This is a genomic window from Marinobacter maritimus (assembly GCF_007671675.1).
Taxonomy (GTDB): Bacteria; Pseudomonadota; Gammaproteobacteria; order Pseudomonadales; family Oleiphilaceae; genus Marinobacter; species Marinobacter maritimus.
This window is the reverse complement of the sequence record NZ_VCGW01000002.1, coordinates 917,868-943,564: the sequence shown is the minus strand read 5'-3', so window position 1 is coordinate 943,564 and position 25,697 is coordinate 917,868. Positions and strand designations below refer to the sequence as shown.

At 52.0% G+C, this 25,697-nt stretch carries 27 protein-coding genes; 5 read left to right on the top strand and 22 right to left on the bottom strand.

Annotated features, from left to right (window positions below):
* Positions 1 to 141 precede the first annotated feature (141 nt).
* The gene (locus FFI90_RS11455; protein ID WP_144778128.1) at positions 142 to 723 is read left to right on the top strand and encodes an OsmC family protein; all 582 of its coding nucleotides are present in this window, start codon (positions 142 to 144) and stop codon (positions 721 to 723) included.
* 91 nt (positions 724 to 814) lie between these two features.
* Here the strand turns inward: FFI90_RS11455 and FFI90_RS11450 are convergent, their stop codons facing one another.
* The 5 genes from FFI90_RS11450 to FFI90_RS11430 all read right to left on the bottom strand — a co-directional run bounded on the left by FFI90_RS11450 (position 815) and on the right by FFI90_RS11430 (position 5,219).
* Positions 815 to 1,645, bottom strand: a complete 831-nt coding sequence (locus FFI90_RS11450) for an alpha/beta fold hydrolase (protein ID WP_186317962.1) — start codon at positions 1,643 to 1,645, stop codon at positions 815 to 817.
* A 141-nt stretch (positions 1,646 to 1,786) separates the two neighbouring features.
* The gene (locus FFI90_RS11445; RefSeq protein WP_144778126.1) at positions 1,787 to 3,346 is read right to left on the bottom strand and encodes a winged helix-turn-helix domain-containing tetratricopeptide repeat protein; all 1,560 of its coding nucleotides are present in this window, start codon (positions 3,344 to 3,346) and stop codon (positions 1,787 to 1,789) included.
* A gap of 215 nt (positions 3,347 to 3,561) precedes the next feature.
* Positions 3,562 to 3,981: a GFA family protein gene (locus FFI90_RS20510; protein ID WP_144778125.1), complete on the bottom strand. Its 420-nt coding sequence runs from the start codon at positions 3,979 to 3,981 to the stop codon at positions 3,562 to 3,564.
* 241 nt (positions 3,982 to 4,222) lie between these two features.
* Positions 4,223 to 4,597 carry a VOC family protein gene (locus tag FFI90_RS11435; protein ID WP_144778124.1) on the bottom strand — a complete coding sequence of 125 codons (375 nt, stop codon included), beginning with the start codon at positions 4,595 to 4,597 and terminating at the stop codon, positions 4,223 to 4,225.
* Positions 4,598 to 4,775: 178 nt separating this feature from the next.
* Entirely contained in the window at positions 4,776 to 5,219 is a 444-nt protein-coding gene (locus FFI90_RS11430) for a Spy/CpxP family protein refolding chaperone (RefSeq protein ID WP_144778123.1), read from the bottom strand.
* A 214-nt stretch (positions 5,220 to 5,433) separates the two neighbouring features.
* On the opposite strand from FFI90_RS11430, the gene FFI90_RS11425 reads away from it, so the two are divergent.
* On the top strand, positions 5,434 to 6,135 hold the full coding sequence (locus FFI90_RS11425) for a response regulator transcription factor (RefSeq protein WP_144778122.1): 702 nt from the start codon (positions 5,434 to 5,436) through the stop codon (positions 6,133 to 6,135).
* A complete protein-coding gene (locus FFI90_RS11420; RefSeq protein WP_144778121.1) occupies positions 6,132 to 7,469 on the top strand; it encodes a HAMP domain-containing sensor histidine kinase in 1,338 nt (445 codons plus the stop codon). Before FFI90_RS11425 ends, FFI90_RS11420 begins: the two co-directional genes overlap by 4 nt.
* A gap of 188 nt (positions 7,470 to 7,657) precedes the next feature.
* Here FFI90_RS11420 and FFI90_RS11415 read toward each other — a convergent pair whose 3' ends face one another.
* From FFI90_RS11415 to FFI90_RS11385, 7 genes are all read right to left on the bottom strand, one after another.
* The gene (locus tag FFI90_RS11415) at positions 7,658 to 7,960 is read right to left on the bottom strand and encodes a type II toxin-antitoxin system RelE/ParE family toxin (protein ID WP_144778120.1); all 303 of its coding nucleotides are present in this window, start codon (positions 7,958 to 7,960) and stop codon (positions 7,658 to 7,660) included.
* Positions 7,948 to 8,205, bottom strand: coding sequence for a type II toxin-antitoxin system Phd/YefM family antitoxin (locus FFI90_RS11410; protein ID WP_144778119.1), 258 nt, complete (start codon positions 8,203 to 8,205; stop codon positions 7,948 to 7,950). The genes FFI90_RS11415 and FFI90_RS11410 overlap by 13 nt, the downstream gene beginning before the upstream one ends.
* Before the next feature lie 316 nt (positions 8,206 to 8,521).
* Complete coding sequence (locus FFI90_RS11400) at positions 8,522 to 8,890, bottom strand: DUF3703 domain-containing protein (RefSeq protein ID WP_144778118.1); 369 nt, start codon at positions 8,888 to 8,890, stop codon at positions 8,522 to 8,524.
* A gap of 83 nt (positions 8,891 to 8,973) precedes the next feature.
* A complete protein-coding gene (locus FFI90_RS11395) occupies positions 8,974 to 9,375 on the bottom strand; it encodes a hypothetical protein (protein ID WP_144778117.1) in 402 nt (133 codons plus the stop codon).
* A gap of 24 nt (positions 9,376 to 9,399) precedes the next feature.
* A complete protein-coding gene (locus FFI90_RS20120) occupies positions 9,400 to 9,570 on the bottom strand; it encodes a hypothetical protein (protein ID WP_186317961.1) in 171 nt (56 codons plus the stop codon).
* Positions 9,571 to 9,663: 93 nt separating this feature from the next.
* Complete coding sequence (locus FFI90_RS11390; protein ID WP_144778116.1) at positions 9,664 to 12,408, bottom strand: AAA domain-containing protein; 2,745 nt, start codon at positions 12,406 to 12,408, stop codon at positions 9,664 to 9,666.
* Positions 12,409 to 12,421: 13 nt separating this feature from the next.
* Positions 12,422 to 12,760 carry a hypothetical protein gene (locus FFI90_RS11385; RefSeq protein ID WP_144778115.1) on the bottom strand — a complete coding sequence of 113 codons (339 nt, stop codon included), beginning with the start codon at positions 12,758 to 12,760 and terminating at the stop codon, positions 12,422 to 12,424.
* An 84-nt stretch (positions 12,761 to 12,844) separates the two neighbouring features.
* On the opposite strand from FFI90_RS11385, the gene FFI90_RS11380 reads away from it, so the two are divergent.
* The gene (locus FFI90_RS11380) at positions 12,845 to 13,372 is read left to right on the top strand and encodes a retropepsin-like aspartic protease family protein (protein ID WP_144778114.1); all 528 of its coding nucleotides are present in this window, start codon (positions 12,845 to 12,847) and stop codon (positions 13,370 to 13,372) included.
* A 128-nt stretch (positions 13,373 to 13,500) separates the two neighbouring features.
* Here the strand turns inward: FFI90_RS11380 and FFI90_RS11375 are convergent, their stop codons facing one another.
* The 10 genes from FFI90_RS11375 to tkt all read right to left on the bottom strand — a co-directional run bounded on the left by FFI90_RS11375 (position 13,501) and on the right by tkt (position 24,371).
* Positions 13,501 to 13,836, bottom strand: a complete 336-nt coding sequence (locus FFI90_RS11375) for a hypothetical protein (protein ID WP_144778113.1) — start codon at positions 13,834 to 13,836, stop codon at positions 13,501 to 13,503.
* 136 nt (positions 13,837 to 13,972) lie between these two features.
* Entirely contained in the window at positions 13,973 to 14,623 is a 651-nt protein-coding gene (locus tag FFI90_RS11370; RefSeq protein ID WP_144778112.1) for a Thoeris type III anti-phage system protein ThcA, read from the bottom strand.
* A 2-nt stretch (positions 14,624 to 14,625) separates the two neighbouring features.
* Positions 14,626 to 15,786: a Thoeris type III anti-phage system protein ThcB4 gene (locus FFI90_RS11365; RefSeq protein WP_144778111.1), complete on the bottom strand. Its 1,161-nt coding sequence runs from the start codon at positions 15,784 to 15,786 to the stop codon at positions 14,626 to 14,628.
* A 4-nt stretch (positions 15,787 to 15,790) separates the two neighbouring features.
* Complete coding sequence (locus FFI90_RS11360; RefSeq protein WP_144778110.1) at positions 15,791 to 16,279, bottom strand: TIR domain-containing protein; 489 nt, start codon at positions 16,277 to 16,279, stop codon at positions 15,791 to 15,793.
* A 552-nt stretch (positions 16,280 to 16,831) separates the two neighbouring features.
* Positions 16,832 to 17,821, bottom strand: a complete 990-nt coding sequence (locus tag FFI90_RS11355) for a GGDEF domain-containing protein (RefSeq protein WP_144778109.1) — start codon at positions 17,819 to 17,821, stop codon at positions 16,832 to 16,834.
* A complete protein-coding gene (dctP, locus tag FFI90_RS11350) occupies positions 17,818 to 18,867 on the bottom strand; it encodes a TRAP transporter substrate-binding protein DctP (protein ID WP_144778108.1) in 1,050 nt (349 codons plus the stop codon). Before dctP ends, FFI90_RS11355 begins: the two co-directional genes overlap by 4 nt.
* 133 nt (positions 18,868 to 19,000) lie before the next feature.
* Positions 19,001 to 20,065, bottom strand: coding sequence for a class II fructose-bisphosphate aldolase (fba, locus tag FFI90_RS11345; protein ID WP_144778107.1), 1,065 nt, complete (start codon positions 20,063 to 20,065; stop codon positions 19,001 to 19,003).
* A 62-nt stretch (positions 20,066 to 20,127) separates the two neighbouring features.
* Positions 20,128 to 21,288 carry a phosphoglycerate kinase gene (locus FFI90_RS11340; protein WP_144778106.1) on the bottom strand — a complete coding sequence of 387 codons (1,161 nt, stop codon included), beginning with the start codon at positions 21,286 to 21,288 and terminating at the stop codon, positions 20,128 to 20,130.
* 51 nt (positions 21,289 to 21,339) lie between these two features.
* A complete protein-coding gene (locus FFI90_RS11335) occupies positions 21,340 to 22,371 on the bottom strand; it encodes a type I glyceraldehyde-3-phosphate dehydrogenase (protein ID WP_144778105.1) in 1,032 nt (343 codons plus the stop codon).
* Positions 22,371 to 24,371, bottom strand: coding sequence for a transketolase (tkt, locus tag FFI90_RS11330; RefSeq protein ID WP_144778104.1), 2,001 nt, complete (start codon positions 24,369 to 24,371; stop codon positions 22,371 to 22,373). Before tkt ends, FFI90_RS11335 begins: the two co-directional genes overlap by 1 nt.
* A gap of 257 nt (positions 24,372 to 24,628) precedes the next feature.
* Here tkt and FFI90_RS11325 point away from each other — a divergent pair, with 257 nt between their 5' ends.
* Entirely contained in the window at positions 24,629 to 25,636 is a 1,008-nt protein-coding gene (locus tag FFI90_RS11325) for an ArsR/SmtB family transcription factor (RefSeq protein WP_144778103.1), read from the top strand.
* The last annotated feature ends 61 nt before the right edge of the window (positions 25,637 to 25,697 follow it).

Here is a 25,697-nt window from a genome sequence, read left to right as displayed (position 1 = left end):
GACAACCCACAATCAGGTTACTACAGATTTAGTAGCTGTTTACTACATTTTCAGTCGTATCAGTCGAACCCGTGGTTGCATAACCTTTTCATATCGACAGATCGCGTCGATAAACAACCAACCACGTTAGGAGCAATAATCATGACCAATACAGCCATCAAAACTGACCACATCGTAAACGGCATTGATACAGCCCGCATTGTTGAACTCGCGACCAAAATGTCGCAGGACGATAGCTACGGCAACTTCCGTTTCCGGGCTGACAACGAGTGGGTCAACGGGAATTTGAGCCGCACCGCAATCAAGGACTTCTATGCGGGCAACGACGAAAGGACCGAGCGCGCCCATGCACTCATCGTTGCCGCAGACCAGCCCGCGTTTCTGGCGGGAGACAACACCGCCCCCAACGCCGTTGAACACTATCTGAATTCGCTGGTGAGTTGCATTACCACCACTGTCGTTGCCCACGCATCGGTTCAGGGCTTTGCGATCCAGGCGTTCAATGCTTCGGCGGAAGGTGAGATGGATGCACGCGGTTTCTTCGGTGTTTCAGACGATGCCAACCGTGGCTTCAGCAAGGTTCGCGTCAACGTGAAAGCCAAGACGTCTGCCGATGAAGCAACCGTGAGAAAGCTGATGAGCTACTCTCCAGTATATGAGTTGGTATCCAAAGCCATTCCGGTTGACGTCCATATAACGGTAGAGCAATTAACCAGAGCTTGATCTATTCAATGCCTGCCAATCAGACTGAGGGAACACCTAGTGTTCCCTCAGTTTTTTGTTCCGCTGAAGTCAGGTTGACTCCAGCCTATTTTCAACCTCCGCTGGCCGCCAACCTGACCGATTGCGCCTCACTCTCTACCCGCTCAATAACCTCCAGTATGGCGTTGCCGACAATCTCGGAATGCGTCAGTGGCCCCATATGGCCCATGCCGGCCAGTTTCAAAAGTGAAGCCTGGGGGAATTGCAGCGTGAGTATTTCCGACATTCTTTTTGCGTGGGCGTTGGTTTGCTCACCCACGAGTAGATTGACGGGGCCCTGGTAACGGATGGCTGACAGCACATGGGGCTCAACCGAATAGGCTTCTCTGAAATCCTGGTGTACCACAGGAGCCAGCCTGGCCAGCCTGGCTCGGGCGTTATCCGACAACCGTGACCAGGCGTCTGCTTCGTGCCAGAAGTTAATAAAGGACTCCATTCCCACAGCGCCGGAGGTTCCCCGGACAATCTCCGATAATCCCAGGATATCGCCGAGCAAGCTTAGATCCTCCGGTTGGTCCGTGCCTCTCAACAGCGACGGTGACACCGGCTCGAACAGCGTCAGGCTTGTGATTTGGTGTGGAATTCTGGCGACGACCTCAAGAGCCACTGAGCCGCCAAAAGAATGGGCCACCAAGTGGGTTGGTCGCCCGGACTGTTCAATGGCGTCGATGATCGGCCAGGCTCGTTCTTCAAGGGTCGAGAGAGTGTCTGGTTCGGGCGTTTCATCAATGCCATAACCTGTCAGGTCGGGCGCGAACACCGCCCGCCGGGCCATGGATAGTGTCGCAAGCTGACGCCATAGTGATCCCGTACTGGCAGAGCCGTGAATTGCAGTAATGGGTAGCAAATCTTCGCGGTAATCAGAAAGCTGTGGAATGTGCATGATCATCTCCTGAGTCAGTGGCGTAAGGCAAACCATGGTTTGGGTCACCCTCAGGATGTATTACTGCAAAAAGGAAACGGCCAAGCTTGAAGAAAATCGGGGGAATTCTGTAGAACACTGTAGGTTGAACGTTAAAACCCGTCAGAGCCCCAACCGGGTGAGCGAAGACAGGATCAGAGTGCGAATATTGCCGGCGACAAACGGCAAGGCCTTGAAGAAATACTGGCTGTCGATGTCCGGGTGTCGGGCTTTAGCCCGATCGATCCATTTAGCCGCAGCAACAGGGTCCTGGGCCATTTCACAGGTCGACGCCGCGAGGATATCCATCACCACAATGGACTCTGGCTGCAGTGCGGCTTTTTCGGCCCAAAGCCGGGCATTGTCGATGTCTTCATCGGCCAGGTAGGAAAACGCCCTGATGCCATAAAACCCATAGAGAAATGGGTCCAGCGGGCTCAGGGAAATCGCCTGTTCAGAACTGTCATAGCTCCTGAGCTCGTTGCTGGTCATCAAGGACGCCAAGCCATGAGCGTAAAAACCCTGGGCGTAGTTGGGGTTTAGCGCGAGTGCCCGCTCTAACCAGGGCAAACTCGCCTCAGTATTGTCATGGAGCCAGTGGGTCCGGCCCATAGCGAAATTGGCCAAGGGGTCCAACCGGTCGAGTTCGATACTTTTCTCAGCGCTTCTGGTCGCATTCGCGATGGTGTCGTTCCTGTCGACGCCCGGGTAGAGATTGAAGGCGTTCTGAAACTCCGCAGAAGAGAGCCCGGCGTGAGCTCTCGCAAAGCCGGGTTCGAGTGAAACAGCGCGGGTAAAAAGAGCAACGGCCTTGCGATTATCAATCTCAGTGAATCGATACAGGTGAGCAATCCCCAGGTGGTAGGCCTCCCACGCATCCAGATTCTCAGGCGCTTTCAATTGAGCCAACTGAGCCTCGCTATCCGAAATGCGAAGCTCCAGAACACTGATCATTCGCTTGATAATGTCAGATCGCAGATCATGGATGTCATGGGCATTCACGAGAATTCGGTCGGCCCACACCACCGAGCCGCTGAGAATATCGGCAAGCTCAACGCTCAGAATCAGCTGCCGTCTTTCCTGCTCAATAAAACCGGACAGGCAGTAACGCACAGACGTCAATTGGCACAACGCTTCCAGCCCCGTTTTATCGCCGCCCACCCGAAACGAGCTTGATCTGGAAATTACCTTCAGCCACCGCAGCCTTGATAGCCCGGAAATAACATCGTGGGCAAGCCCCTGAGGCACGATTGAAAGCCCCTCATCCACAGGCTGAAAGGGCAGCACGATAATGGACGGGCGGGAATCTCCGGCGGTTTGATAAACGTCTTTTTCTGCGGCGGGTCCGCTGGTTTGAATCGACGGGCTGGAAGGAAAGGCATTCACCTCGCCAACAAACCGGAACCCGATACCGTGAACGGTTTTGATTAAACGCTGGGCGGTGCCATCGTCACCAATCGCCTGGCGTGCACTCTTGATGCGGCTGGAGATAGCCGCATCAGACATGATGCGCCCTCGCCAGATGCGCTCGATCATTTCATCCTTGGAAACAACTCTGTGCCGGTTTTCGATCAGCGTGTGCAGCACCGAGAAGACTTGCGGTTCAACAGCTACCAGTGTGTCACCCTGAAAGAGCTGATAGGTATCCGTATTGAGGCGGTAATTGTCGAAAGCAACAATCATGATGTCGGGCCTGAAAAATTATAGACGCTCTGTAAGGCTCAACCACGCTCGAAATTTACCGAGCTGAGTCATCGACTTCACTTTCCTAGACGATAGCGGATTAGGCCGCCGATTTCGACGTCATAGCCACTTGGACGGCGTCAGCCCCGAGGTCTTTGAACAGGCCTCCGTTTGAGGCTGGGGTGTCATGCTTATCGGAGGGAGTCCAGAACGTACTACAACAATTTGTTAAGTGATTCTAGGCTATCGGGCCCGCCATCCAACCGAACACACCTCTCCGAATCTTGTTCCCAAGGGGCTGCAGAATTTACGTGGAGATGTGCAGAAATACGTGATTCGATCAACTCGTCGAGCAAGCCTGCGGGAACCCAGACCAGATCAGTTCCCCTCAGTTTATTCGGAACCGGACTTCCACAATTCGAACAAATATCGCTTCGAAAGCCGCTGGGCTTTTGGAAAGACCTAATCTCACTCTCGCCTGATACCCAGCGGAAACTGTGCCCCGGTACAAACGTAGCGGTGTTGGCGGCGGCCCCGGTAGCTCGGCGACACAACGAGCAATGGCACTGATAGAGGTTCCGTATTTCGCCCTCAATCTCAAACTTCACCTCTCCGCAGAGACAATCACCGTTCATCGATCATTCCTTTGACAATTAAGCCCGGCTCACGCGCCAGTTTGGAGGCGGGAAGCGGCGGAAAATCGGTCGCTGTGCAGCCGATTGTTAAAGCCTGCCAAGCCAGTACTACAGACGTCGTCGGTCATGGGCAACCGCCAGAACTTGAAAGCCGTCGGGTTTCGCTGCCGGGTGAAAAGAATAGTATATTTGATAAAAGCTCAAGCCTTCCTCATAACATTCTCACCAGACACAGCCTGAACTATGCCATTGTCGAGCCCGGCTGCCATAGCTCGATTGGGTTTCCTTCCGGGTCAAACAGTTTAGCGAACTTGCCAATTGGGCTTTCATCCGTGTTCAGTGTTACTTCAATGCCTGCTTTTTCTAGTTGCGCCACCATTGCCGGTAAATCTTTAACTCTAAAATTTATCATCCAGGACTTGCCTGCATTGCCAAAATATTCGGTCTCTTGTTCGAATGGAGCGTAAACAGTTGGGCCTGCCTCTTGTATCCATGGAAGCTGATCAAAATTCTGCGGAACTGGAGAAACACCTAGATTTTCTTCATACCACTTCGACAGCATTTCTGGATCTTTAGCCCTGAAAAACACACCGCCAATACCTGTTACCTTTTCCATACTTGATTTCTCCTTAGCGCCTACCGCGGAGCACAGCAACGCCAAGTCGGGCGTCCTGCGGCTATCGGTCGCGCACTGGCGCGACTGGTTACAAAACCATTGCACCCTGCATACTCCTGCACGGCAGGCATGAAATGAGGGTCGATAACCTGATAATGCTGCATAACCGGTTCTTGCGTCAGTGTATATAACGATGTCCACGCTCATGACGCTTTTCCAACCATGCCATCAGGGTCTCCTTCTGTTCGGAGGTCAGGCTTGCATGCAGTTCGTTGATTTTTGGCAGGAGCGTTCTGAAGCTGCTATTGATCGCTTGCTGGTGTTGCTCCAGAGCCTCCATTATCCGAGCTTCATCCAATTGGTCGGATTTCAGTTCTTCAACGACCATGGTGTGTGTCGCTTCCCGTTTTTCGCTCATTGAATTGCGAATCTGTTGCAGATCTGCAAGCAGCAGGTTCCACTGATCGTTCTGCTGTTGGTCGAATTTCAGCTCATCGCTGACTTTTTCGGCCAGATAATCCATCCGCCCTTCTTCTCCGTGTCGGCAGGCAGCCAGACTGAGAGCAAACACAATTAATGAGAGCCAGATCAGAGGTTTCTTCAGAGTTGTTGCGCGTTTCATAACGATCTCCTGATAACTGTACCATCAGGCTCGTATTGAGCCAGTGGTACCATCATAGGAGCGACCCGCTTTGGCTTCTTTTCACCGGGGTATCAGACTGTATCAGTTTGTAACACCCTATCCCTTTGATTTCTTATCGTTTCCACGCCAATCCGCACAAACACGTTAATTAAGCCGATATGGACTCGGGATAGGGTCGGGCTATGATGCAGACATGAACGTGCTATTGATCGATGACGATATCAACCTTGCCAGATTGCTCAAGCAATATCTGGACGGCTATCAGTGGCAACTGCAACACAGCGTATTGCCTTCCGATGCCTACAGAAAGATCAGCGAATATCCACCAGACGCCATTATTCTGGATATTATGTTGCCGGAAGAGGATGGCTTTCAGGTATGTCGCCGTATCCGTGAACAATGGGATATCCCCATTATCATGTTGACAGCAAGAGGTGACGTTACAGATCGCGTGGTCGGACTGGAACTGGGCGCTGACGACTACCTCCCCAAACCTTTTGAGCCCCGGGAGCTAGTCGCGCGCATTCAGACCATCGTCCGCCGCCTGGAACGTGCCACAGGCCGCTCAGATCAACCTCAAAGAGGCTATTCGCTGACCTTCAAAGGCATCACGATCTGCCCGGCGACCCAAGAAGTGAACGTAGAGGGACAGGCCGTACAACTCACTACCTCCGAGTTTCGCCTGCTTCTGCTTTTTGCCTCTCACCCAGGCAGAGTGTATTCCCGGGATGACATCATGAACGAGCTTCGGGGGACAGAAGTAGAGCTATTTTCAAGATCCGTGGACATTACCGTTAGCCGCCTCAGACAGAAGCTGAAACAGAAGTCGAAGCGAACGTTTATTACCACCGTATGGGGAAGCGGCTATCGCTTTTCCGGTGAAGCAACAGCATGAAACAACATCAGCAACCCATTGCGGGTAAGCATTTACAACGTAAAGGGCTATACAGTCTCAGCGCCCGACTGACGTTGATATTTTTGCTGACAGGCCTTTTGCTACTTGCGCTGGTGTTGAGCGCATTCCGGTTTTCCGCCGAGGAACGTTCCCAGATACATTGGCGCAATATGCTGGTGGACTATGTTGTCACCATCAGCCAGGAAATCGCCCCGCCCTTTACCGCTGAACAAGCCCGCAAGCTGGCCCAACGCACCATGACAGAGGTCAGTATCCAGTCCGACGATGGCCATTGGGTTCCCTCTCCTCCACCTTTTGCCATGAAAGATGTCCGCTGGAATGACACGCGGGATCCCGAGCTCAAAACTGGACGGTGGCGGGGGTATTTTGCCCTTGCCCGCAAAACCGAGGGAGGCACCATATTAATCTACGACCGCCCCATTCATGGTCTTAACTTTCTGACACCCGGCACGCTGGTTTCCCTTGGCCTGATCATTCTGGTGATCTTTGCCTGCTTCCACTATGTCAAATCCCTATTGCGACCCATACACACCCTGACCGCTGCTGTTGATGCGGTTCGAGACGGCAACCTGAATGTTGAAGTCACGGTTAAACGGCAGGACGAGCTGGGAGTTCTGACGTCGACATTCAATAGCATGTCCCAGCAGATTAAACGCATGCTGGACGCCAAACACCAGCTCCTTATTGCCCTGAGCCATGAACTCCGCTCCCCCCTGACCCGACTGCGCATGGCCGCCGAACTGCTCCCCACATCGGAGAACCAGGAAGGCATGATTAACGATTGTCGCATTATGGAAACACTCATAGCCGATATCATGGAAGGAGAAAGACTTGAGGGTCACCACCGGGCATTGAATTGTGAGGATGTGGTCATATCCGACCTGATTAAAGCAACCATCCCAGATATCACTTCGAACCAAAAGGACAAGATTGCAATCATGCCCGGCCCCGAGATAACCGTTAGCGGTGATCCGGTTCGGCTAAAGCTGGTGCTCCGCAACCTGCTGCAGAACGCTCTGGACTACAGCAACGAAAAACCGGTCACCGTAACATGGGGCCAAACGACCGATAGCGTGGAAATCACCGTCACAGATCAGGGACCGGGGTTTTCAGAAGAGGATTTACAGCACATCGGAGAGCCTTTTTACAGGGCTGATCCGTCTCGCGGACACCATCAGGGTAATGGCATGGGTCTGTACTTGTGCAAATTGATTTGTATCGCCCATGGAGGAGAGTTGGGCGTAAGCAATGACCAGGCAACGGGTACCGATACCCCTACCGGCGCAAAAGTGACTGTGACGTTGCCCATCTGATGACCGATTGCACATAACGGATATCTGGCGGCAACTCGACCTGCCAGCCTTTCGCACAACATCCTCGCCGGACACTGCCTGCACTGAGCTGCTGCCGCGGCTCGGTTTTTCTACTTTAACGCTTTGGCTATGGGGCGTGATCTTGACGTAGCGAAGCGGAGACAAGGGCATCCGAGTAACGCGCCTGGTTAGCTGCTCTCAAGCATGTACGCACGAAGCTGCCGCTCCTCTCGCATAACATAGAGGACAAGAACCCGCTTCTCATCCTCACGGTAAAAAATGCGACACGGTGGAACCACTACTTCCCTGTATACCGAATTAGGAAGCTCTGGTGGAATCCGTCCGGATTGGGGAAAAGCTTCCAAACGCTCGGTTTTATCGAAAATTTCTTGGACCAGATGACTTGCGGCAACAGGATTATCCAGCGCAATGTACTCAGCGATGGCATCCAGTTCTTGAAGGGCGGGCTCCGTCCAGATTACTTCAGCCATTTACTCATTTTATCCCTGGCCTCACTTTGACTGTACGTTCTTCCCTCAAGTACAGCACGCTCTCCTCGTGAGAGCCCCTCAAGCAGCTCAAGCCGACGCTGCATGAACTCGTAATCCTGCACATCAACAAGATAAGCGGATGGCTTGCCATGCTCCGTGATCAATATCGGCTCTTTAGACAAGTGCAGCTCTGCCAGAATCTTTGTGGCTTGGCGCTTGAGATTCGTAACAAGCTCAACTTTCATGGGCTCACCTTAAATCAGACTAAAAGTGACACTATAGTATCACTTTCCAGGTGGGGGCAATTGTAATCCCCCTATAAAGACCGGTGGCGTACTAAAAATGGGGGGATTACCGAGGTTCTTTGCAAGGTAATTCTGCAAGTCTTTCTCGTACGCAAACTCTGGGCTACCTTCCTCTGCCAGCTCTTGAGCCTCTTCCTTTACTGCTTGCTCTGCACTATTCCCTGGATAAATTGGTGCCGGGTCACTCAGGGGTTGATACAAACGAAAATGCTTTGAGTCAACTTGGAAGAACAGGTCATCCGTGCGACTCGAATAGCTATACACCAGCCTTGGCTTTTCGAATCAAAGTGGCCAGTTCCGGCTCAATCGGCATTTTTTTGAATGGGCTGACATTAGTGCCACCAGTATTGCCCTGAGGAACCAAACCAAACGCAGTTTTCGTTGCGGCACCCAGTATCCGAAAACCCTGGCCGAACACTTCTCGGGCTGAGCGGCTTCGAAAAGCCCACCCCAACATCAATACGTGAACCTTAACGTGCCAATACGTTGATTCTTGCCCGATTACGTGCGCCCGCTCCAGATGGGCAAATTCTTGCTGTGCATCACCAGCGGAACCTGCACGCTTGGCTTTCGCCAACTCTGCCTCGACGTAAGGCGCTATTTGCCGTGAAAATTCAGATTGCATAAAGACCTCCTCGAAGGGATCTGGCGCCAACAGTTTGGGTCGCTGACATTAATCACTATAGTAGAACTCCATGGTAAGGCTCTCTACGCCCAACCCCTGAGCTTTGCAGCAATGTACGGTGCTAGAACGGTCGCCGCGAGGACAACAAGCCAGAGATTGCCACCTTCGAATGTGTAGGCCTCTAGCAGCTCCAGCCACGACTTGCCTTGCAGCAGTCCAAAGGAAAACTCGAAAATGAGCGTGAGTGCGAGCCACGCCAAGCCAATACCCCAGACCTGCACCGGTTGGCTTGGGTTCAGCCAAGGTAACGACAAATACGCCACACCAACTATCAAAAACGAGAGTAGCAGGCCACTCAGCATGAGCGCCGCCTGAGCGCCCAGTACAGGAACAAGTAAAAACTCGCGCAGTGATCCATTGGCAATTGCCAGAACGACGATTGCAAACCAGATAACGAGTGCCTTAAATGCGACTGTTATAAACATTGATTGGCCTGAACCCGTTACGAGTTAGTCTTTTTTATCGATCGTTACCTCAATAGTTTTGCTGTTACCCGCGAACCACTTCTGAATATACAAAGTGCCCACGATAGGAGCCGTGCCTTCATCAGGGATCTCCTTATAGCGCACACTGTTTTTTGTTTCCTTCTCGTACTCAAACATGACTATTTTTTTTGACATGAAATGCTCCTAATGGCGAGCGACGAATAGCCTTAAGGGCGCCCATCGATTGTGGCAAGGTTTTGCTAATTTTGTAATCGATGAATGTCCTTTTCAGTCGCTAACTTCCTGTGTATTAACGCGAGTGGTGCCGGTCACTGTAACCAAAAATTTTTCGATCTTTTCTTCAATATGGCTTTCAACTGTTTTCAGGCGAAGCAAAGGCAAGCCCCCTTTATGGAGGATGCTATTCTTGAGCGCATCCCATTGTTTCTGTTGGGGCTTGTCGTGGCCCCCGCCGTCCACCTCAATAACTGCCAGCGGTTTCTTACCTACCTTGAAGTAGAGCACAAAATCACAGGAGCTTCGGCCTTTCATAAACCCGCGCTCTCTGGCGGTCAAAGCTTCATTGCCAAGTGACACCAACTGATTCAAGGCTATCTGTGTATGGAAGGTTACCGCTTGATTCGCAGGCAACGAAAGATGCTTTCGCAGTATCTGAGCTACGATCTGTTCTGACTTAAATTGGGAATCGCTCGCCCTTAAAGACGACCTCAGTTTTCCCAGAGACTGGTCATACTCGGCGTATAACAAATCAAAAGCCGACACCACGGGTGAACGATGGATATTTTCTGTTTCATTCGCGTAATACTCGATATAGCGAATCAAAGCGGCAACAGGGCCATTTGCTGCACTGAATACATCATCACCAGTTACCAACGTAAACCGATTTTTTGCCCTGGACACAGCTACGTTAATCAAATGAGGATCATCCACAAACTTCAGATTTTTCTGGTTGCTGGCCTTCTTGTCCAATACGGTTGAAAACACAATTTCATCACACTCCCTGCCCTGAAACTTGTGGGTAGTATCCTTGACGAAACTGGCAGGCAGGTGCGATTGCGACAGTGCAACCTGTGCATTGTATGGAGCAATAAATCCTCGCTTGGAGGTCTCATCCCACTGGCTGCTTTCGCCCCGACCCAGCACGTGAAGCAACGAATCCAGCTCTCGCTGGTTTTTGTAGAGTCGGGTGTGATTCCCTTTGGCGGTTACGATCAGTTGCAAGGCATCTTCGCCCGCATCCCGTGTCATCGGAATAAGCACGTTGTCATAAAACTGCTGATTACAGAACTGGATGATTCTGGGGTGGCACCGATAATGCTCCTTCAGCAGGGTCACCGGAACGGTGTCGCCAAAGACATTGAGACAAGAGTCCAGCAGGCTGTATTTTTCGCAGTCATACCTTTCATCAGGCGCTGCTTTGCCAACCTTCGCGAAAATTGGGGGCAACTGTTTTCCGTCACCAACAATAACGAGGTTCCGGGCGCAACCCAGCGCAAGTATTCCAGGAATAATGTCCTGCTGGGACGCTTCATCAATGATGGCGTAGTCAAGAACCGTTCCAGGCTTAAGCGAGTTGATGATGGAATGCGTACTGCTGCCGATGATTGGATAGCGCTTCAAAAACGCATCGATCCGATCCCGGTAACCTTCCGAAGTAAAGACTTCCTCAGACCGTTTTCGTTGTTGAAGCTGATCTTTCAGGTAGGCCATCGAGGAAGTTGTTACGCCCGCCAAAAGTGCATCGAAATCACCTTTCCTCAAAGTGTCCTCACAGGAAGCCAGCTCAGCTTCCTTTTCCTGCAATGCCTTATCATAGTAGCCGAGCTGCAAAGAATGAACCGTAGCCTTGCGCTTATCGGAAGTGCTAAAAGGTTTGGTGCGAAAAATCCGGAAATTCAGCCACAGCTCTATTCTGTTCCTTATGCTGACGGGTTTGTCATCCAGCATAGTCAGATAAGCCATCAGGTCTGTGATCTTTTGCCTTGATAACCGATATTTTTCCAATGGGTCTTTTTTGGGCAAGTTCGGGTCAGCTTCCAGATTCTCCTGCCGCCATTGCAGTAGATGTTTCCGCTCTATCTTCAATTCATCGATTTCAGCTTGCAGTTTCGCCACTTCGTTCCGTGCATGCAGAAACTGCTTCAAATGTTCTACATCTGCCTCTATTTCCTGCAATAGCGGCGCAGGCGGGGACTCAGCTGATGGAACCTTGAGTGTGTTGGCAAAGAAATTTTTACGATTCTCACTGTTGCCGAGTTTGGCGACAAGAAATTCCAACCCTTCTTTGCCCAGCTTCTCATAGACGTTTTCAACGGCGGTATTATTATTGGAAAGAATGGCAACGGTTTCGTTCCGCAGCAGAATGTTGGCGAGGATATTCAATATCGTCTGGGTCTTTCCTGTGCCGGGAGGGCCCTTGATGATACTGACCTGCGAGGAGAAAACGCCCGCGACTGCCTCTAGTTGGCTTTCATTGATGCCAAAAGGGGAAATAAGTCTTTCTGCAGCTTCCCTTGGCCGGCTAACTCCTGTGCAGTATGAGTTCAACACAGTCTCTGGATTTGAAGGCAGGGCGTTCAGCTGGCGCAACACATTTTCCGCAATGGCGGCTTCTTCCCTGGGGTTTGCCTTCGCCCTTTCCAGCCTGGACTCGGCCACAGAAACGAAGTAACGGAAGATATCCCCATTCTTGAGCTTGGTTTTTCTAACCAGCCGAATGTTGTCCATATTCATAACGTAGGGTTTAGCGTTCACTGAATATTGGACAACTGCTTGCTTGTTACCATAAACCACCACTTTGTCGACGTGGCCGAACACGCTGCCGTTTTTCTTCACAAGGAGCGCGCCTTCTACTACTTCGGTGGGCGTGATCTCACATTCACTGAGCGGACGGGTATAGGATTTTCCTGAGGGGAAAAAGCAGGTCAGCTCCAGGCCTTGACGAGAATCCCGTATTTTCCAATCATTGATCTGCTTAGTCTTGTCTTGGCCGTTTACATGGATGCTGACCATGGCCCTCTCGATATTATTTGCTCTGAAAAAACTGATTGGAGCGCCTTGCAAGGTATGAAATGAACCAGGCAAGCAGCCATGCAACCACTACCCAAAAGATTACAAGCACAATGTAACCAAAAACAGTCGGGCTACACCAACCCCATCCACAGTGGCCATTATTCTGGAGCAACCAGGGCACTCCTGCACCATCGAGCATGTAAACCGGCATTACCTGGATAAGCCCCAAAACTGCATAGGGTGAGCTCAGCCAAGCCGGCAAATCACCCTGCCCAAGAACATAGGGGAGCCAGACCCCTGCATAGGCTACAGCGATTACCAAAAGCACCTTTACTGTTGTGCGCTCAAACATCTGTAACCTACCTGCCCCTGCTCTTGTGCTCGGAATGGGTTAGACTTCAAACAGCCAGCCGGACGCCCCGATAAAAGGAACAGAATGAGTAAACCTGGCACCATCAGACCCGAAACCCGATACCTTCTTTACTTCGCTGTTTTCTGGATTGTGTTCCTCACCGCTGCAACCTATTTACTCGGTAGCTGGGACTCCCGCAAAACCAACCCCAACCAGCAACTGGTCAGTCATACCCGCGATGGCGCCACCGAAATCAAACTGCAGGCAAACCGCCAGGGCCATTACCTCGCAAATGGCACAATCAACAACCAAAACGTGACCTTCATCCTTGATACCGGCGCGACAACCGTGTCTGTCTCAGAACACATCGCCCAAAAAGCAGGCCTTGTCCGGATGCAACCCAGCCTTGCACGAACCGCGGCTGGTACTGTACGTGTGTGGAATACAACCATTCCAGAACTCCGCATGGGCGATCTCACATTCAATAATGTACCCGGCACTATCAACCCGGAGATGGACCCGGACATGGTCCTGCTAGGCATGAGTGTACTTGGGCAACTCAACTTCTCCCAACAATCGGGCGTTTTGACCCTGAGCCAGGGAACACATTGAGATGGAGGGGAGCCTCTCTATCTCCATAACCTGGCGCCTGTCAGTGTCCGAGCCGTTTCAGAAGATGATGGTGTTCGGTGGAGGCAGCAAGTGCAAAATGAACTACAACTACTGGCTATGTGGTAGGGCTAATGAACACAAGGTTGCAGCGAAAACAAAAATAGCCCAAACCAAACATTACCCAACAATATCTGAAGCTTGATCGCATCCCGAGCAAATGCCGGAATATTTTGATAGCGGTATAAATAACCAATGACTACCCACTGCACTGCCAGCCATATCACAGAGAAATACAAAAAGCCTTTATGGCACTGAGTGTTGGGGGTCGTGTAATAGGCATACCACCAAGCCGATACTGCACCCGTAGCGATTAACACGAGAATCGCACACGACAAAAGATTGCGCCAACGCGGGTACTCCGTGCTTAAAAGCTTGTCCTTCGCTTCAGTCAAATTTTTCGGCATTCAAATCCCTTCATGAACTACCACATAACAGCGTATTATATTTTTTAGAGGCTGAGGTAGTGAAAACAGTCAAGACCACCCGCATTAAATTTTCTATGCCCGAATAAACTACGCCAATTACTCATTGATGATAAAGTCAATCGGGTCTCCAATAACGCTTTTCGATATCCTTTGGTTGAACGTCGGGGCTTAAGAATCTTTCTTCTTTTGCGGAGACCTCTAGTCTCCTATGAAAAAGCCCAACATAGTCTAAGTCGTTTAAAAGATCATCGCCTAGCTCCGCATTAATTTTCTCAGCTACTTTTAATGTGGCTCCACCCGTTGAAAGAACAGGAATAATGTCTTTTCCAGCCTGAAGTTGTGCGAAGAGCTCAAATTCATCGATAATCCCAGCCATCCCACCAATAAAAATAGCGGCTTTAAAATTATTATCAGAAAACATCCGTTCTCTCATGTGACGCAAACTTTTATCGCGGTCATTTTCTATATTCTCTGTGTATATAACATTTCCGAATTTCTCGTTATCTTGAGGAAACTGATCTTTAAAATAGAGTGATTGATAAAGCTTAACCCACTCGCCGTAATCAAGTCCCATTTCTTCCGCGACAAATTTTATCATAGGCGTTATAGCTGGATGCCCTCCCCAAACAAGTACTCTGCGCCCTAAAGTAACATGCACTAACGCTCTGACTGCGGAGGTGATCGCTACTGAATTAGACGTTTCTGCAAACTCGGGGGCACGCTTGGGATCAGGAACACTAGCTGATAAAAAAATTGAATCTTCCATTCTTATACCTCCCAGGCGGCAAGCATCCACCCTGCCTGAGTTATCTTAAGCCCACGAACAGCTTGAATATTATCTTCTAACCATTGCAAGTGTGCAGACCAGGTTTCTCTAATTCCAATATCATCGTAAACAAGTACGGGGATTTCTCTCTGATTAGCTACACGAGCCTTATTTGCAATATCATTTAAAGTCTCTGCTGTAGGCACTCCAACAACTGGATATGCCCAAATAGTTCTATCATCAATAAGCGTTATGGCAATTGCCCGATGAGCACCAATTCCTTTGAAACACGCACCAATTCTCTCAACATCCGCCCGAAGACGACCTGTAATAGACATATACCTAGCTGCAATGCTCCGACTCCGAACACTCTCCACTTTTAATACTATTTCATCCATTTTTTTGGACACAACTGGTCCGCAGTCTTTTTCTAGATCCTCCTTCTTTAAGTAAATGGTCTCAGCCAAGTCTGTCATTTTGTTTGGCTCATGATCAGGCCAAACGACTCGTAACACATGAATTTCCTTGGCACGAGCTCGACCGATTTCTTCACGGGTCCACCTACTTTCAAAATAGGTTGGTGTATCTAGCATCACTAGCACATCGGAGTCACATAGCCTGTGCCAAAGAACATCCTGAAAAGGATCTCCGGGCCGGATGTCATGCGTATCCAGAAAGACATCAAACCCTCTTGAAGTAAGAAGGTCGTGCATCTGCAAAGCAGCTTCGCGTGACTCCGTTCGGCGATAGCTTACAAATACCCGCCTCTGACGACGTAAAAGCCCAACACATTCAAGCATGATCGTCGCCAATTCTTCCATTTCTGGATCTTCTTTTTTGAGGCAGTATCCATTTGTAGCCCGCAAAAAGTCAGGAACAGAAGTAGAAAACTGTTCTAGATTTTCGACCACAGGAATTATCGGAACGCTCTCTGTAAATACCGATGAAGCGGCTTCTAAGTCGGTAGTGACGGCTCCGCCAAAGTAAACTGCTGCAAAAGCGGACGCTCTATTTCGACCAGCCAATGTTTCGGCATCATAGATTTTAACTTCGGCACCTATTGCAAGGCCGAATTCGGATATCATTTTACCAATAGTGTTAGTCAAGCGTTGCCGCTGTTCAGACGAAACATTACCTAGAATAGCAAACTCGTAAATAGACATCGCATTATCGACCTGCTGCCTTCGCAGCTTTTTCTATCCAAGAAGAAAGATTCTTGTATCCATCGTCATTTACCCAGTCGTAGGTTTCATACATTTCGGAGAAATATACTTTACGACCGTTCTTTTCTATGGACCAATAGTCCAGTGGGTTTTTGCCCTGAACATCAGAACCTTTTTGTGGATCTTTAATGCGATGAATATCTATTGCCAGCATGCCTTTTTTTAGCTTATAGCTTCGCTCTATTTCATGGCGCACCCATTTTCTATCATAGGTTTCAGCTCCAAAGAGGATGACAGTAACAGATGTTCCTTTGAGCTGTTGTTCAATCCACTCTTCAATACCACCAGCACGCCTCTTGGCTTCTTCAAACTCAGCTTTGTCGTAGAAAGGCTGCGCTTCTCCCTCTGGTCTGACAACCCAAGAATTCCGCACCTGAACGATTCGTCTAACGTCGCGTTCATAATGAAAACTAAAGAAAACTTTCCTAGCCATATATTCTTCTCCTACCTTTTTAGGTTTAGACTGCTATCTAACAGCCTGTCTGAATCAATTTCTTAATGACACCCTGAGACCGGAAATATAACAGCGTATTAGATAGAGCGCCTCATTATTGCAAAAACGTGACTTCCGCATTTTACGCAACCTGCGCTCTGCAACAGGAAGTTTTTATCTCAAACTATCAATAACTTAAATTCACCAACTTCCCGTACCCCGTAATCGCGTGACGTCTTCATTATTGCAATAACGACGAAGCATCGGCCTCTTGCGGTTTCGGGTAATCGCTCTAAGTTTTCTTCCGAACAGCACCGCATCACCCACAGGCAGAGCTGTGCCTAATAGGCGTAATAAGGAGAAGTATCCAGAATTGAAAAAAAGAGTTTGTATTCGTACTGAAGAGGTCATCGGCCATTGTCCCTGAAAAGCAGTACGTCCATAGCGTACAGCTTCCAACACTAGCCCATCCCCGAACTATTTGCCGTTGTCCTTTGCAATACTTTGTTAATTTGGGTGAAGAATATCGAGAAGGGAACCCGGAAGTGGAAATTACAGCCCCAGGCGTAGATCAGCAACACAAACAGTATTGCGGCCACTGTTCTTAGCTTGATAGAGAGCCTGGTCTGCTCTGTTAACCCAACTATCCAGAAGTTCACCGGGCGAAACTTCCGCGACTCCGAAACTGCAGGTAATGTTCCCGACCTGACCAAAAACCTGTTCAGCAATCGACAGGCGCAGCTTTTCAGCAACTTTTCGCGCTTCTTCAGCATCGCACTGAGGTAACAAGATGATGAACTCCTCCCCTCCCCAGCGCGCAAGAACATCACTGGATCTCAAGTTTTGAAGGGTCAACTCAGTGAGCCGAACCAGAACCTCATCCCCACCGTGGTGACCAAAGCGATCATTGATCTTCTTGAAGTAATCAATATCGAATATTATCAATGAAAGAGGCGTTCCATGACGCACTGTAAGCGAAACCTCCACTTCGGCTCTCTCTTCAAAATGCCGCCGATTGAAAGCTCCTGTAAGGGGATCCGTGGTTGCCAGCTTCGTCAGTGTGAGACTGGACTTCTGCAACTTCCGGTATGCAGACTTGATTTCAGCTATGTAGTTCGAGATCAAAGCGCGACCTACCAGTAGAAACACCACCAGATAAACTGGTAAAAACACGAAAACCAGACCAAGCTCTACCACCCTGATTCCGTATGTCTTGTCGACCGTGACCGAGCCCCCCATGAAAAACAATGCTAGTCGCGCGCACTGGACGACCAACTGCACTATCAGCAAAGTTTTAAGTGAATTCAGGGGAGGCTCACCCGAGCTTCGCTGAAGATGCAACACCATCACCTCCACCAAGGCCCAGCCCGCCAGACAAATAAACAGAATCAATAATAAAAGCTGGTGTTCCCTCTGTATGTCGAGCAAAGACAGAAGATCCAGGCTGAAATTCAGTGCCAGTATCAATGAGCTTAAAGCACCGACCATGCTGAGCGGGAGTTTTGCCCTTTGTAACCAGGGGGTTTGAACCAGCTCTCTCACTGACTAACTCCTGCTTTTCTCATGAGAACGGGTTCTACCAGTTCACGCCATTCGTCGGAGCAACCAGGGTAGAGCTGATCACAATGCTCAGCCCATCCTGGAAAGACGACCTCTTTAAAAGCCTGACGCAGCAATTGATAGTCCTGCTCACTCGGCTCAGCCTCAATCAGATTATAAGACGTGCCCTCACGGCAAGGCTGACCGGTATTGCACGCTGTAAACTGCACATGAAGCTGCTCAACAGACGCCCATACGGAGTCCACATAGGCTTTAAAGGCCTGCTCCAGGCTCTCCTGCTGATGGCTCGACAAGCGATTCCAGAGATTGAGATTAATGACATAGCCATTGATCCCCGCCTGCGTACGCAGGCGGAAAAAGTGGGTTGAGTACTCGGGCCAACCGGCCGCATTAGCCGAAGCTGCGCTACTGACAGCACAATCGATCAGCTCACGGCGCAGGCCCATTTGAACGTCTTCAAACGACATAATGACAGGTGACGCACCAAAATATTCTATAAGAGGCGAGAAGGTTTCATTGCCCACTCGCACCCTCAGCCCCTCAAGATCCTGAAGAGACTCAACCGCAGTTCGGCAGAAAAATACCTGAGGACCAAACGGCCACATACCCAGTAACTTCACATTAAAGCGATCCTGCAGCCGACGGTCGAGTGCCGGGGCATAGGCTTGCATGACCGCGTAGGAGGTCTCAATATCGACCGCTCCGCCGAACAGATCCACGCCGAGCAGTGCGGGTTCAGCCCAGGCATTCTGAAAAAAGCGCAGCGAAACCAGGTCAAGCGCGCCTTCTCTCAACATGATTAGCTGATGAGTGTCTTTGAATCCCAGGGTATCAACGGGCGTATAGCTAATTTCAAGCGGCAGGCCGGTCGTTTCTGCAAGGCCCTCAAAAAACTCTTGTTCCTCCATATGCACACTACCTGATGCATGCTGCTGACCAACAACCTGAACAGGAATACGGTCATATATTTTCCAGGCAATGGAAAAACCGGCAATCAAAATGATCGCTACTAGAACTCGAACCCACATATTACCAATTTCCTCAAAGTGTGCGCTGGCGAATCCTGTTTGCAGCCAAGTAGGCGTGCAGAATATGGAGGAATGAGCTCGGAGGGGAAGTCACAGCCCCGGGCAAGGCGCCCAGGGCTGTTGTACTGCAGTTTTACTTAACTTTCGGGTCCAGCTCACCAGACGCATAGCGCTCAAACATACGATCCAGATTGATCGGCTTGATCTTGCTCGCATTGCCAGCACAACCAAACGCTTCATAGCGCGCGATGCAGATATCGGTCATGGCTACCATGGTGGCTTGCAGGAATTTGCGCGGGTCGAACTCTGCGGGGTTCTGGGCCAGGAAGCGACGTACTGCACCGGTGCTGGCGAGGCGCAGGTCGGTGTCGATGTTTACTTTACGCACACCGTGTTTGATGCCTTCCACGATTTCTTCAACCGGTACACCGTAGGTTTCGGGAATCTCGCCGCCGTATTCGTTGATGACTTTCAGCCATTCCTGGGGTACTGAGCTGGAGCCGTGCATTACCAGGTGGGTGTCGGGAATGCGTTTGTGGATGGCTTTGATCTGCTCAATGGCCAGGATGTCGCCTGTGGGCGGGCGGGTGAACTTGTAAGCGCCGTGGCTGGTGCCGATGGCGATGGCCAGGGCATCTACGTGGGTCTTTTTCACGAAGTCTGCGGCTTCTTCCGGGTCGGTCAGCATCTGGCTCATGTCCAGGGTGCCTTCGGCGCCAATGCCGTCTTCTTCACCGGCTTGGCCGGTTTCGAGGGAGCCCAGGCAACCCAGCTCGCCTTCCACGGATACGCCACAGGCGTGGGCCATTTCTACGGTGCGACGGGTTACGTCTACGTTGTACTCGTAGTCCATGGGCGTTTTACCGTCTTCGCCCAGGGAGCCGTCCATCATGACGGAGCTGAAGCCCAGCTGGATGGAGCGCTGGCAGATGGCCGGGCTGGTGCCGTGATCCTGGTGCATTACCACCGGGATGTGTGGCCACTCTTCAATGGCCGCGAGGATCAGGTGGCGCAGAAAGGGAGCACCGGCGTATTTGCGGGCACCGGCGGAGGCCTGAACAATCACCGGGGAGTCGGTTTTGTCGGCGGCTTCCATGATGGCGCGCATCTGTTCCAGGTTGTTTACGTTAAAGGCTGGCACACCGTAACCATGCTCGGCGGCGTGGTCCAGCATTTGCCGCATCGAAATCAGGGCCATTTGGTTGTCTCCTTGGTTTTAGCTTTTAAAGTTTCAGTTTCAAAATTTTTTGGAACGAATGCTTAGGCGCCGCGTTCTTCCAGTACGGCAACCGCTGGCAGCACTTTACCTTCCACGAACTCCAGGAAGGCACCACCGCCGGTGGAAATATAGGAGATCTTGTCAGCTATGCCGTATTTGTCAACGGCAGCAACTGTGTCACCGCCGCCGGCCAGTGAGAAGGCGTCGCTGTCGGCGATGGCTTCGGCCAGGGTTTTGGTGCCGTTGCCAAACTGCTCGAACTCGAATACGCCTACCGGGCCGTTCCACAAAATGGTTTTAGCACTCTTGAGCAGTTCAGCGAACTGGCCAGCGGTTTCCGGGCCTACGTCGAGGATCATGTCGTCTTCGGTAACGTCGGAGATGTTCCGGATGGTGGCGGTGGCATCTTCTGCGAATTCGCTGGCAACCACTACGTCTACCGGCAGTGGGATGTTAACTCGGGAGGCGATGTCTCTGGCTGTATCCAGCAGGTCGTGTTCGCACAGGGACTTGCCTACCGGATGGCCGGCTGCGGCCAGGAAGGTGTTGGCGATGCCGCCGCCAACGATAATCTGGTCACACACTTTTTCAAGGGCGTTGAGCACGTCGAGCTTGGTGGAGACTTTGGCGCCACCAACAATGGCGACGACAGGCTTGGCCGGGTTATCCAGGGCTTTGCCCAGGGCTTCCAATTCTGCTGCCAGCAGCGGGCCGGCACAGGCTTCCGGTGCCAAACGTGCAACGCCGTGGGTTGAGGCCTGGGCGCGGTGGGCTGTGCCGAAGGCGTCCATCACGTAGATGTCGCACAGGGCCGCGTATTGCTTGGCCAGCGCCTCGTCGTCTTTCTTTTCGCCTTTGTTGAAGCGTACGTTCTCAAACAGCACCACTTCGCCGTCGGCCACTTCAACACCGCCGAGGTAATCCTTAATCAGGCGCACTTCCTGGCCCAGCACTTTGGTGAGGTGCTCAGCTACCGGCTTCATGGAGGAGGCTTCGTCGTACACGCCTTCTTCCGGGCGGCCCAGGTGAGACATCAGCATGACTTTGGCGCCGGCATCTTTGGCTGCCTTAATAGTCGGCAGGGATGCGCGGATACGGGCATCGCTGGAAATCACGCCGTTCTTTACCGGTACGTTGAGGTCTTCGCGAATCAGAACCCGCTTGCCGGCGAGGTTCAGGTCGGTCATTTTTTTGATGGCCATGATCTGGTTTCCGTTGTTTCGGGTTATTGGCAAAGAGTTCGGGGTTCGGCGCTAGCCCACTTTCTGAAGCCAGCTCTGGCTTACATCCAGCATGCGGCTCGCAAATCCCCATTCGTTATCGAACCAGCACAGTACTTTCACCATGGTGCCCCGGGTAACCCGGGTCTGGCCGCCGTCTACTACGCCGGAGTGGGAATCGTGGTTGAAGTCCGAGCTGGCCAACAATTCGTCGGTGTAGCCAAGAATGCCTTTTAACGGGCCATTCGCCGCTTCCTTAATCACACGGTTCACAGACGCCACATCGGTGGCTTGCCGCACATTGAACACCATGTCGATGGCGGACACGTTCATGGTGGGTACGCGCAGGGCTACCGAGCTGAAGCGGCCTTCCATGTGAGGCAGAAGCCGTTCAACGCCGCGCGCCAGCCCGGTATCCACCGGCACTATGTTGTGGAGTGCACTGCGAGTAAGGCGAAGATCCTGATGATGGTAGGAATCGATCACCGGCTGGTCGTTCATGGCGGCGTGAATGGTGGTGGTACTGCCCTGCTCCACACCGAAGGCTTTATCGAGCACGGTAATCACCGGCACCAGGCAGTTGGTTGTGCAGGAACCTGCGGCCACTATCCGGTCTGCTTCCGAAAGCTCGGCCTCGTTAATGCCGAAGACCACTGTGCGGTCGACATCGGATTCTGCTGGCTGGGAAAACAGTAACCGTTTTGCGCCTGCCTGCAGGTGCAGTTCGGCTGTTGCTCTATCCGAGTAGGCGCCAGAGCATTCCAGCACCAGATCGATACCCAGTTCTTTCCACGGCAGTTCTGCCGGGTCTGAATGGCGCAGCACGCGGATAGGATCACCGTTGATGATCAGGTCCCGCCCCTCTACCGCAATGCTTCCGGAGAACCGGCCATGGGTGGAGTCGTAACGGGTCAGGTGTGCAATCGTGTCGATATCGGAAAGCTCGTTAATCGCGACCACCTGCAGGTGATCGCGAAAACCGTTTTCGTACAGAGCACGCAACACGCACTGGCCAATACGGCCATACCCGTTGATAGCGATACGATAGGGCGCGTGGGCTGTCATCAGGCGTCCAGTAGCTCCGAGGCCACTTCCAGCACGTTCTCCACGGTAAAGCCGAACTCTTTGAACAGTTCGCCAGCAGGCGCAGATTCACCGAAGGTGGTCATACCCACAACGCGCCCGTCCAGGCCCACGTACTTGTACCAGTAGTCAGCAATCGCGGCTTCGATGGCAATGCGGTTAGTGACTTCTATTGGCAACACCTGTTGCTTGTACTCAGCGCTCTGGGCATCGAATACGTCAGTAGATGGCATGGATACAACCCGCACCTTGTTGCCCTGCTCTCGCAACTTGGCTGCGGTGTCTTGCGCCAGGCCAACTTCAGAACCGGTGGCAATCAGGATGAGATCTGGCTCACCTTCGCTATCCGTCAGCACGTAGCCACCTTTGGCCACGTCGGCCAACTGCTGCGCATCACGGGTTTGAGCGGGCAGATTCTGACGGGAGAAGACCAGGGCGGTTGGGCCGTCTGTGCGCTCAAGTGCGGACTTCCAGGCCACCGCAGATTCTACTGCGTCGGCCGGGCGCCAGGTGCTCATGTTCGGGGTAGTACGCAAGCTTGCGAGCTGCTCGACCGGCTGGTGAGTCGGGCCGTCTTCGCCAAGGCCGATGGAATCGTGGGTAAACACGAAGATGGAGCGCTGCTTCATCAGTGCGGCCATGCGCACGGCGTTGCGGCAGTATTCCATGAAGATCAGGAAGGTCGCGCCGTACGGCACGAAACCGCCGTGCAGGGCGATGCCGTTCATGATGGCGGCCATGCCGAATTCGCGCACACCGTAATAGATGTAGTTGCCGCTGGCGTCTTCTTTGGTGACGCCTTTGGTGCCGCTCCAGATGGTGAGGTTGGAGCCGGCCAGGTCAGCAGAGCCACCCAGCAGTTCCGGCAGCATCGGGCCATAGGCATTCAGGGAGTTCAGGGAAGCCTTGCGGCTTGCGATGGTCTCGCTCTTGTCCTGACATTCCTGAATGTAAGCCTGGGCTTTCTCAGAGAAGTCGGCGGGCAGATCACCGGCCATGCGGCGCTTCAGTTCGGCAGCCAGTTCCGGCTCGGCTTTTTCATACGCAGCGAAGGTTTCGTTCCAGGCGTTTTCTTCACTGGCGCCTTTTTCTTTGGCATTCCAGGCCTGGTAAATGTCGGTCGGAATCTCAAACGGGCCGTGCGCCCAACCCAGTGCTTTGCGGGTCAGTGCGATTTCATCATCACCCAGCGGTGCGCCGTGGGCAGATTCGCTGCCCTGCTTGTTGGGCGAACCAAAACCAATCACGGTTTTGCAGCAGATCAGCGTTGGCCTGTCAGTGGTGGTGCGAGCCACTTCCAGCGCAGAGCTGATGGCTTGGGCGTCGTGGCCGTCAACGCCGGCAAGCACCTGCCAACCGTAGGCAGCAAAACGCTGCGGGGTGTTGTCGGTGAACCAGCCGTCTACTTTGCCATCAATGGAGATGCCATTGTCATCGTAGATACAGATCAATTTGCCCAGACCCAGAGTACCCGCCAGCGAGGCCACTTCGTGGGAAATACCTTCCATCAGGCAGCCATCGCCTACAAAGGTATAGGTGTAGTGGTCAACAACGTTATGGCCCGGGCGGTTGAACTGAGCTGCCAGGGTTTTCTCAGCCAGTGCAAAACCCACAGCGTTAGCCAGGCCTTGCCCCAGTGGGCCAGTAGTGGTTTCTACGCCCGGGGTGTAGCCGTATTCCGGGTGGCCCGGGGTTTTCGAGTGCAGTTGGCGGAAGTTTTTGATGTCGTCAATGGAAACGTCGTAACCGCTCAGGTGCAGCAGCGAATACTGCAGCATGGAGCCATGGCCGTTGGAGAGCACGAAACGGTCGCGGTTGGCCCACTGTGGATTAGCCGGGTTGTGGCTCAAATACTCATTCCACAGAACCTCGGCGATATCCGCCATGCCCATGGGCGCACCCGGGTGGCCGGATTTGGCTTTCTGAACCGCATCCATGCTCAGCGCGCGAACGGCGTTGGCGAGATCTTTACGAGAGGGCATTGACGTTTCTCCAGTGTCTTTTCAAGGAAATAGGAAGGTAACCGGGCGTTTTTAACGGGCAATAGAAAGCCGCTCAAAAATATGGCGCGTATTTTCGCCGATTAGGGTGTGCCGGGGCAAATCGGCATTCAGCTTCTTTGGGAATATCCTGTCGGGGATTCCCGAAAGAGGTTGATTTCAAAGAATGATAAATCTATATCAAAAAACTTTGATATGGCTATTGATTGAACACCTCAACCCCCTTACACTCCGCAACCATGACAAGTTTGAACGCACACGCTAACCCCATATCCTCCGTGGACGTCCTTGCCCCGATCTTCAAGGCAAGCGGCGACCCGTTGCGCCTGGAGATACTGCGTGTGCTGCGGCGAGATACGTTTGGCGTGCTGGAACTGAGCCAGTTGTTCGACATGCGCCAGTCGGGCATGAGCCATCACTTGAAGGTGATGCACAAGGCCGGGCTGGTAGAGCCGCAACGTGAAGGCAACGCGATTTTTTATCGTCGCCCGCTGCACCTGGATAACGACAAGCCAACGGATCTGACCATTCGCCAGATTTTTGAAGCTGTGGATCGCGCGCCTTTACCCGTGCACCTGCAGGAAAAGATTGAATCCATCCGTAACCAGCGTGCAGATCAGTCGCAAGCGTTTTTCTCCCGGCATTCAGAGCAGTTTCGGGAGCAGCAGGAACTGATTGCGGCCTTCGATTTATACGCGGTGCCCGTGGCAGACATGATCCGCAAACGGACACGCAAGCGTCAGTGGCAAACCACTCTGGAAATTGGCCCCGGCGAGGGCGGCTTTTTGCCGATTCTTTCCGAACTTAGCGAACACGTTGTCGCCCTGGATAACAGCCGGGACATGCTCGCCAAGGCAACGCGCACCTGCATAGACGAGCGCCTTAATAATGTTGATCTGATAGAGGGTGTAACCGACACCTTGCTTGCCCGCGGCGATGCGTTTGACCTTGTGGTGGTCAATATGGTGTTGCACCACGTACCTAGCCCGGCGGACATTTTTCTGGATGCGGCAGCACTGATGAATAACGGAGGCTGCCTGATGGTTAGTGACCTGTGCCGGCACGACCAGAATTGGGCAAAAGAGAATTGCGGCGATCTGTGGCTGGGTTTCGAGCCGGAAGAGCTCACCGCCTGGGCCGCAGCGGCGGGCCTGAAGGCGGGTGAGCAGCTATTTATCGGCTTGCGTAACGGCTTCCAGATTCAGGTTAGGGAGTTCTGGAAAACCCAGTTACCGCTGAGGCAATAGAACCCTGAGATACCAGCCCTTCGCAGGGCATATCAAATAACTTTGATATTGTTGTAGGTAG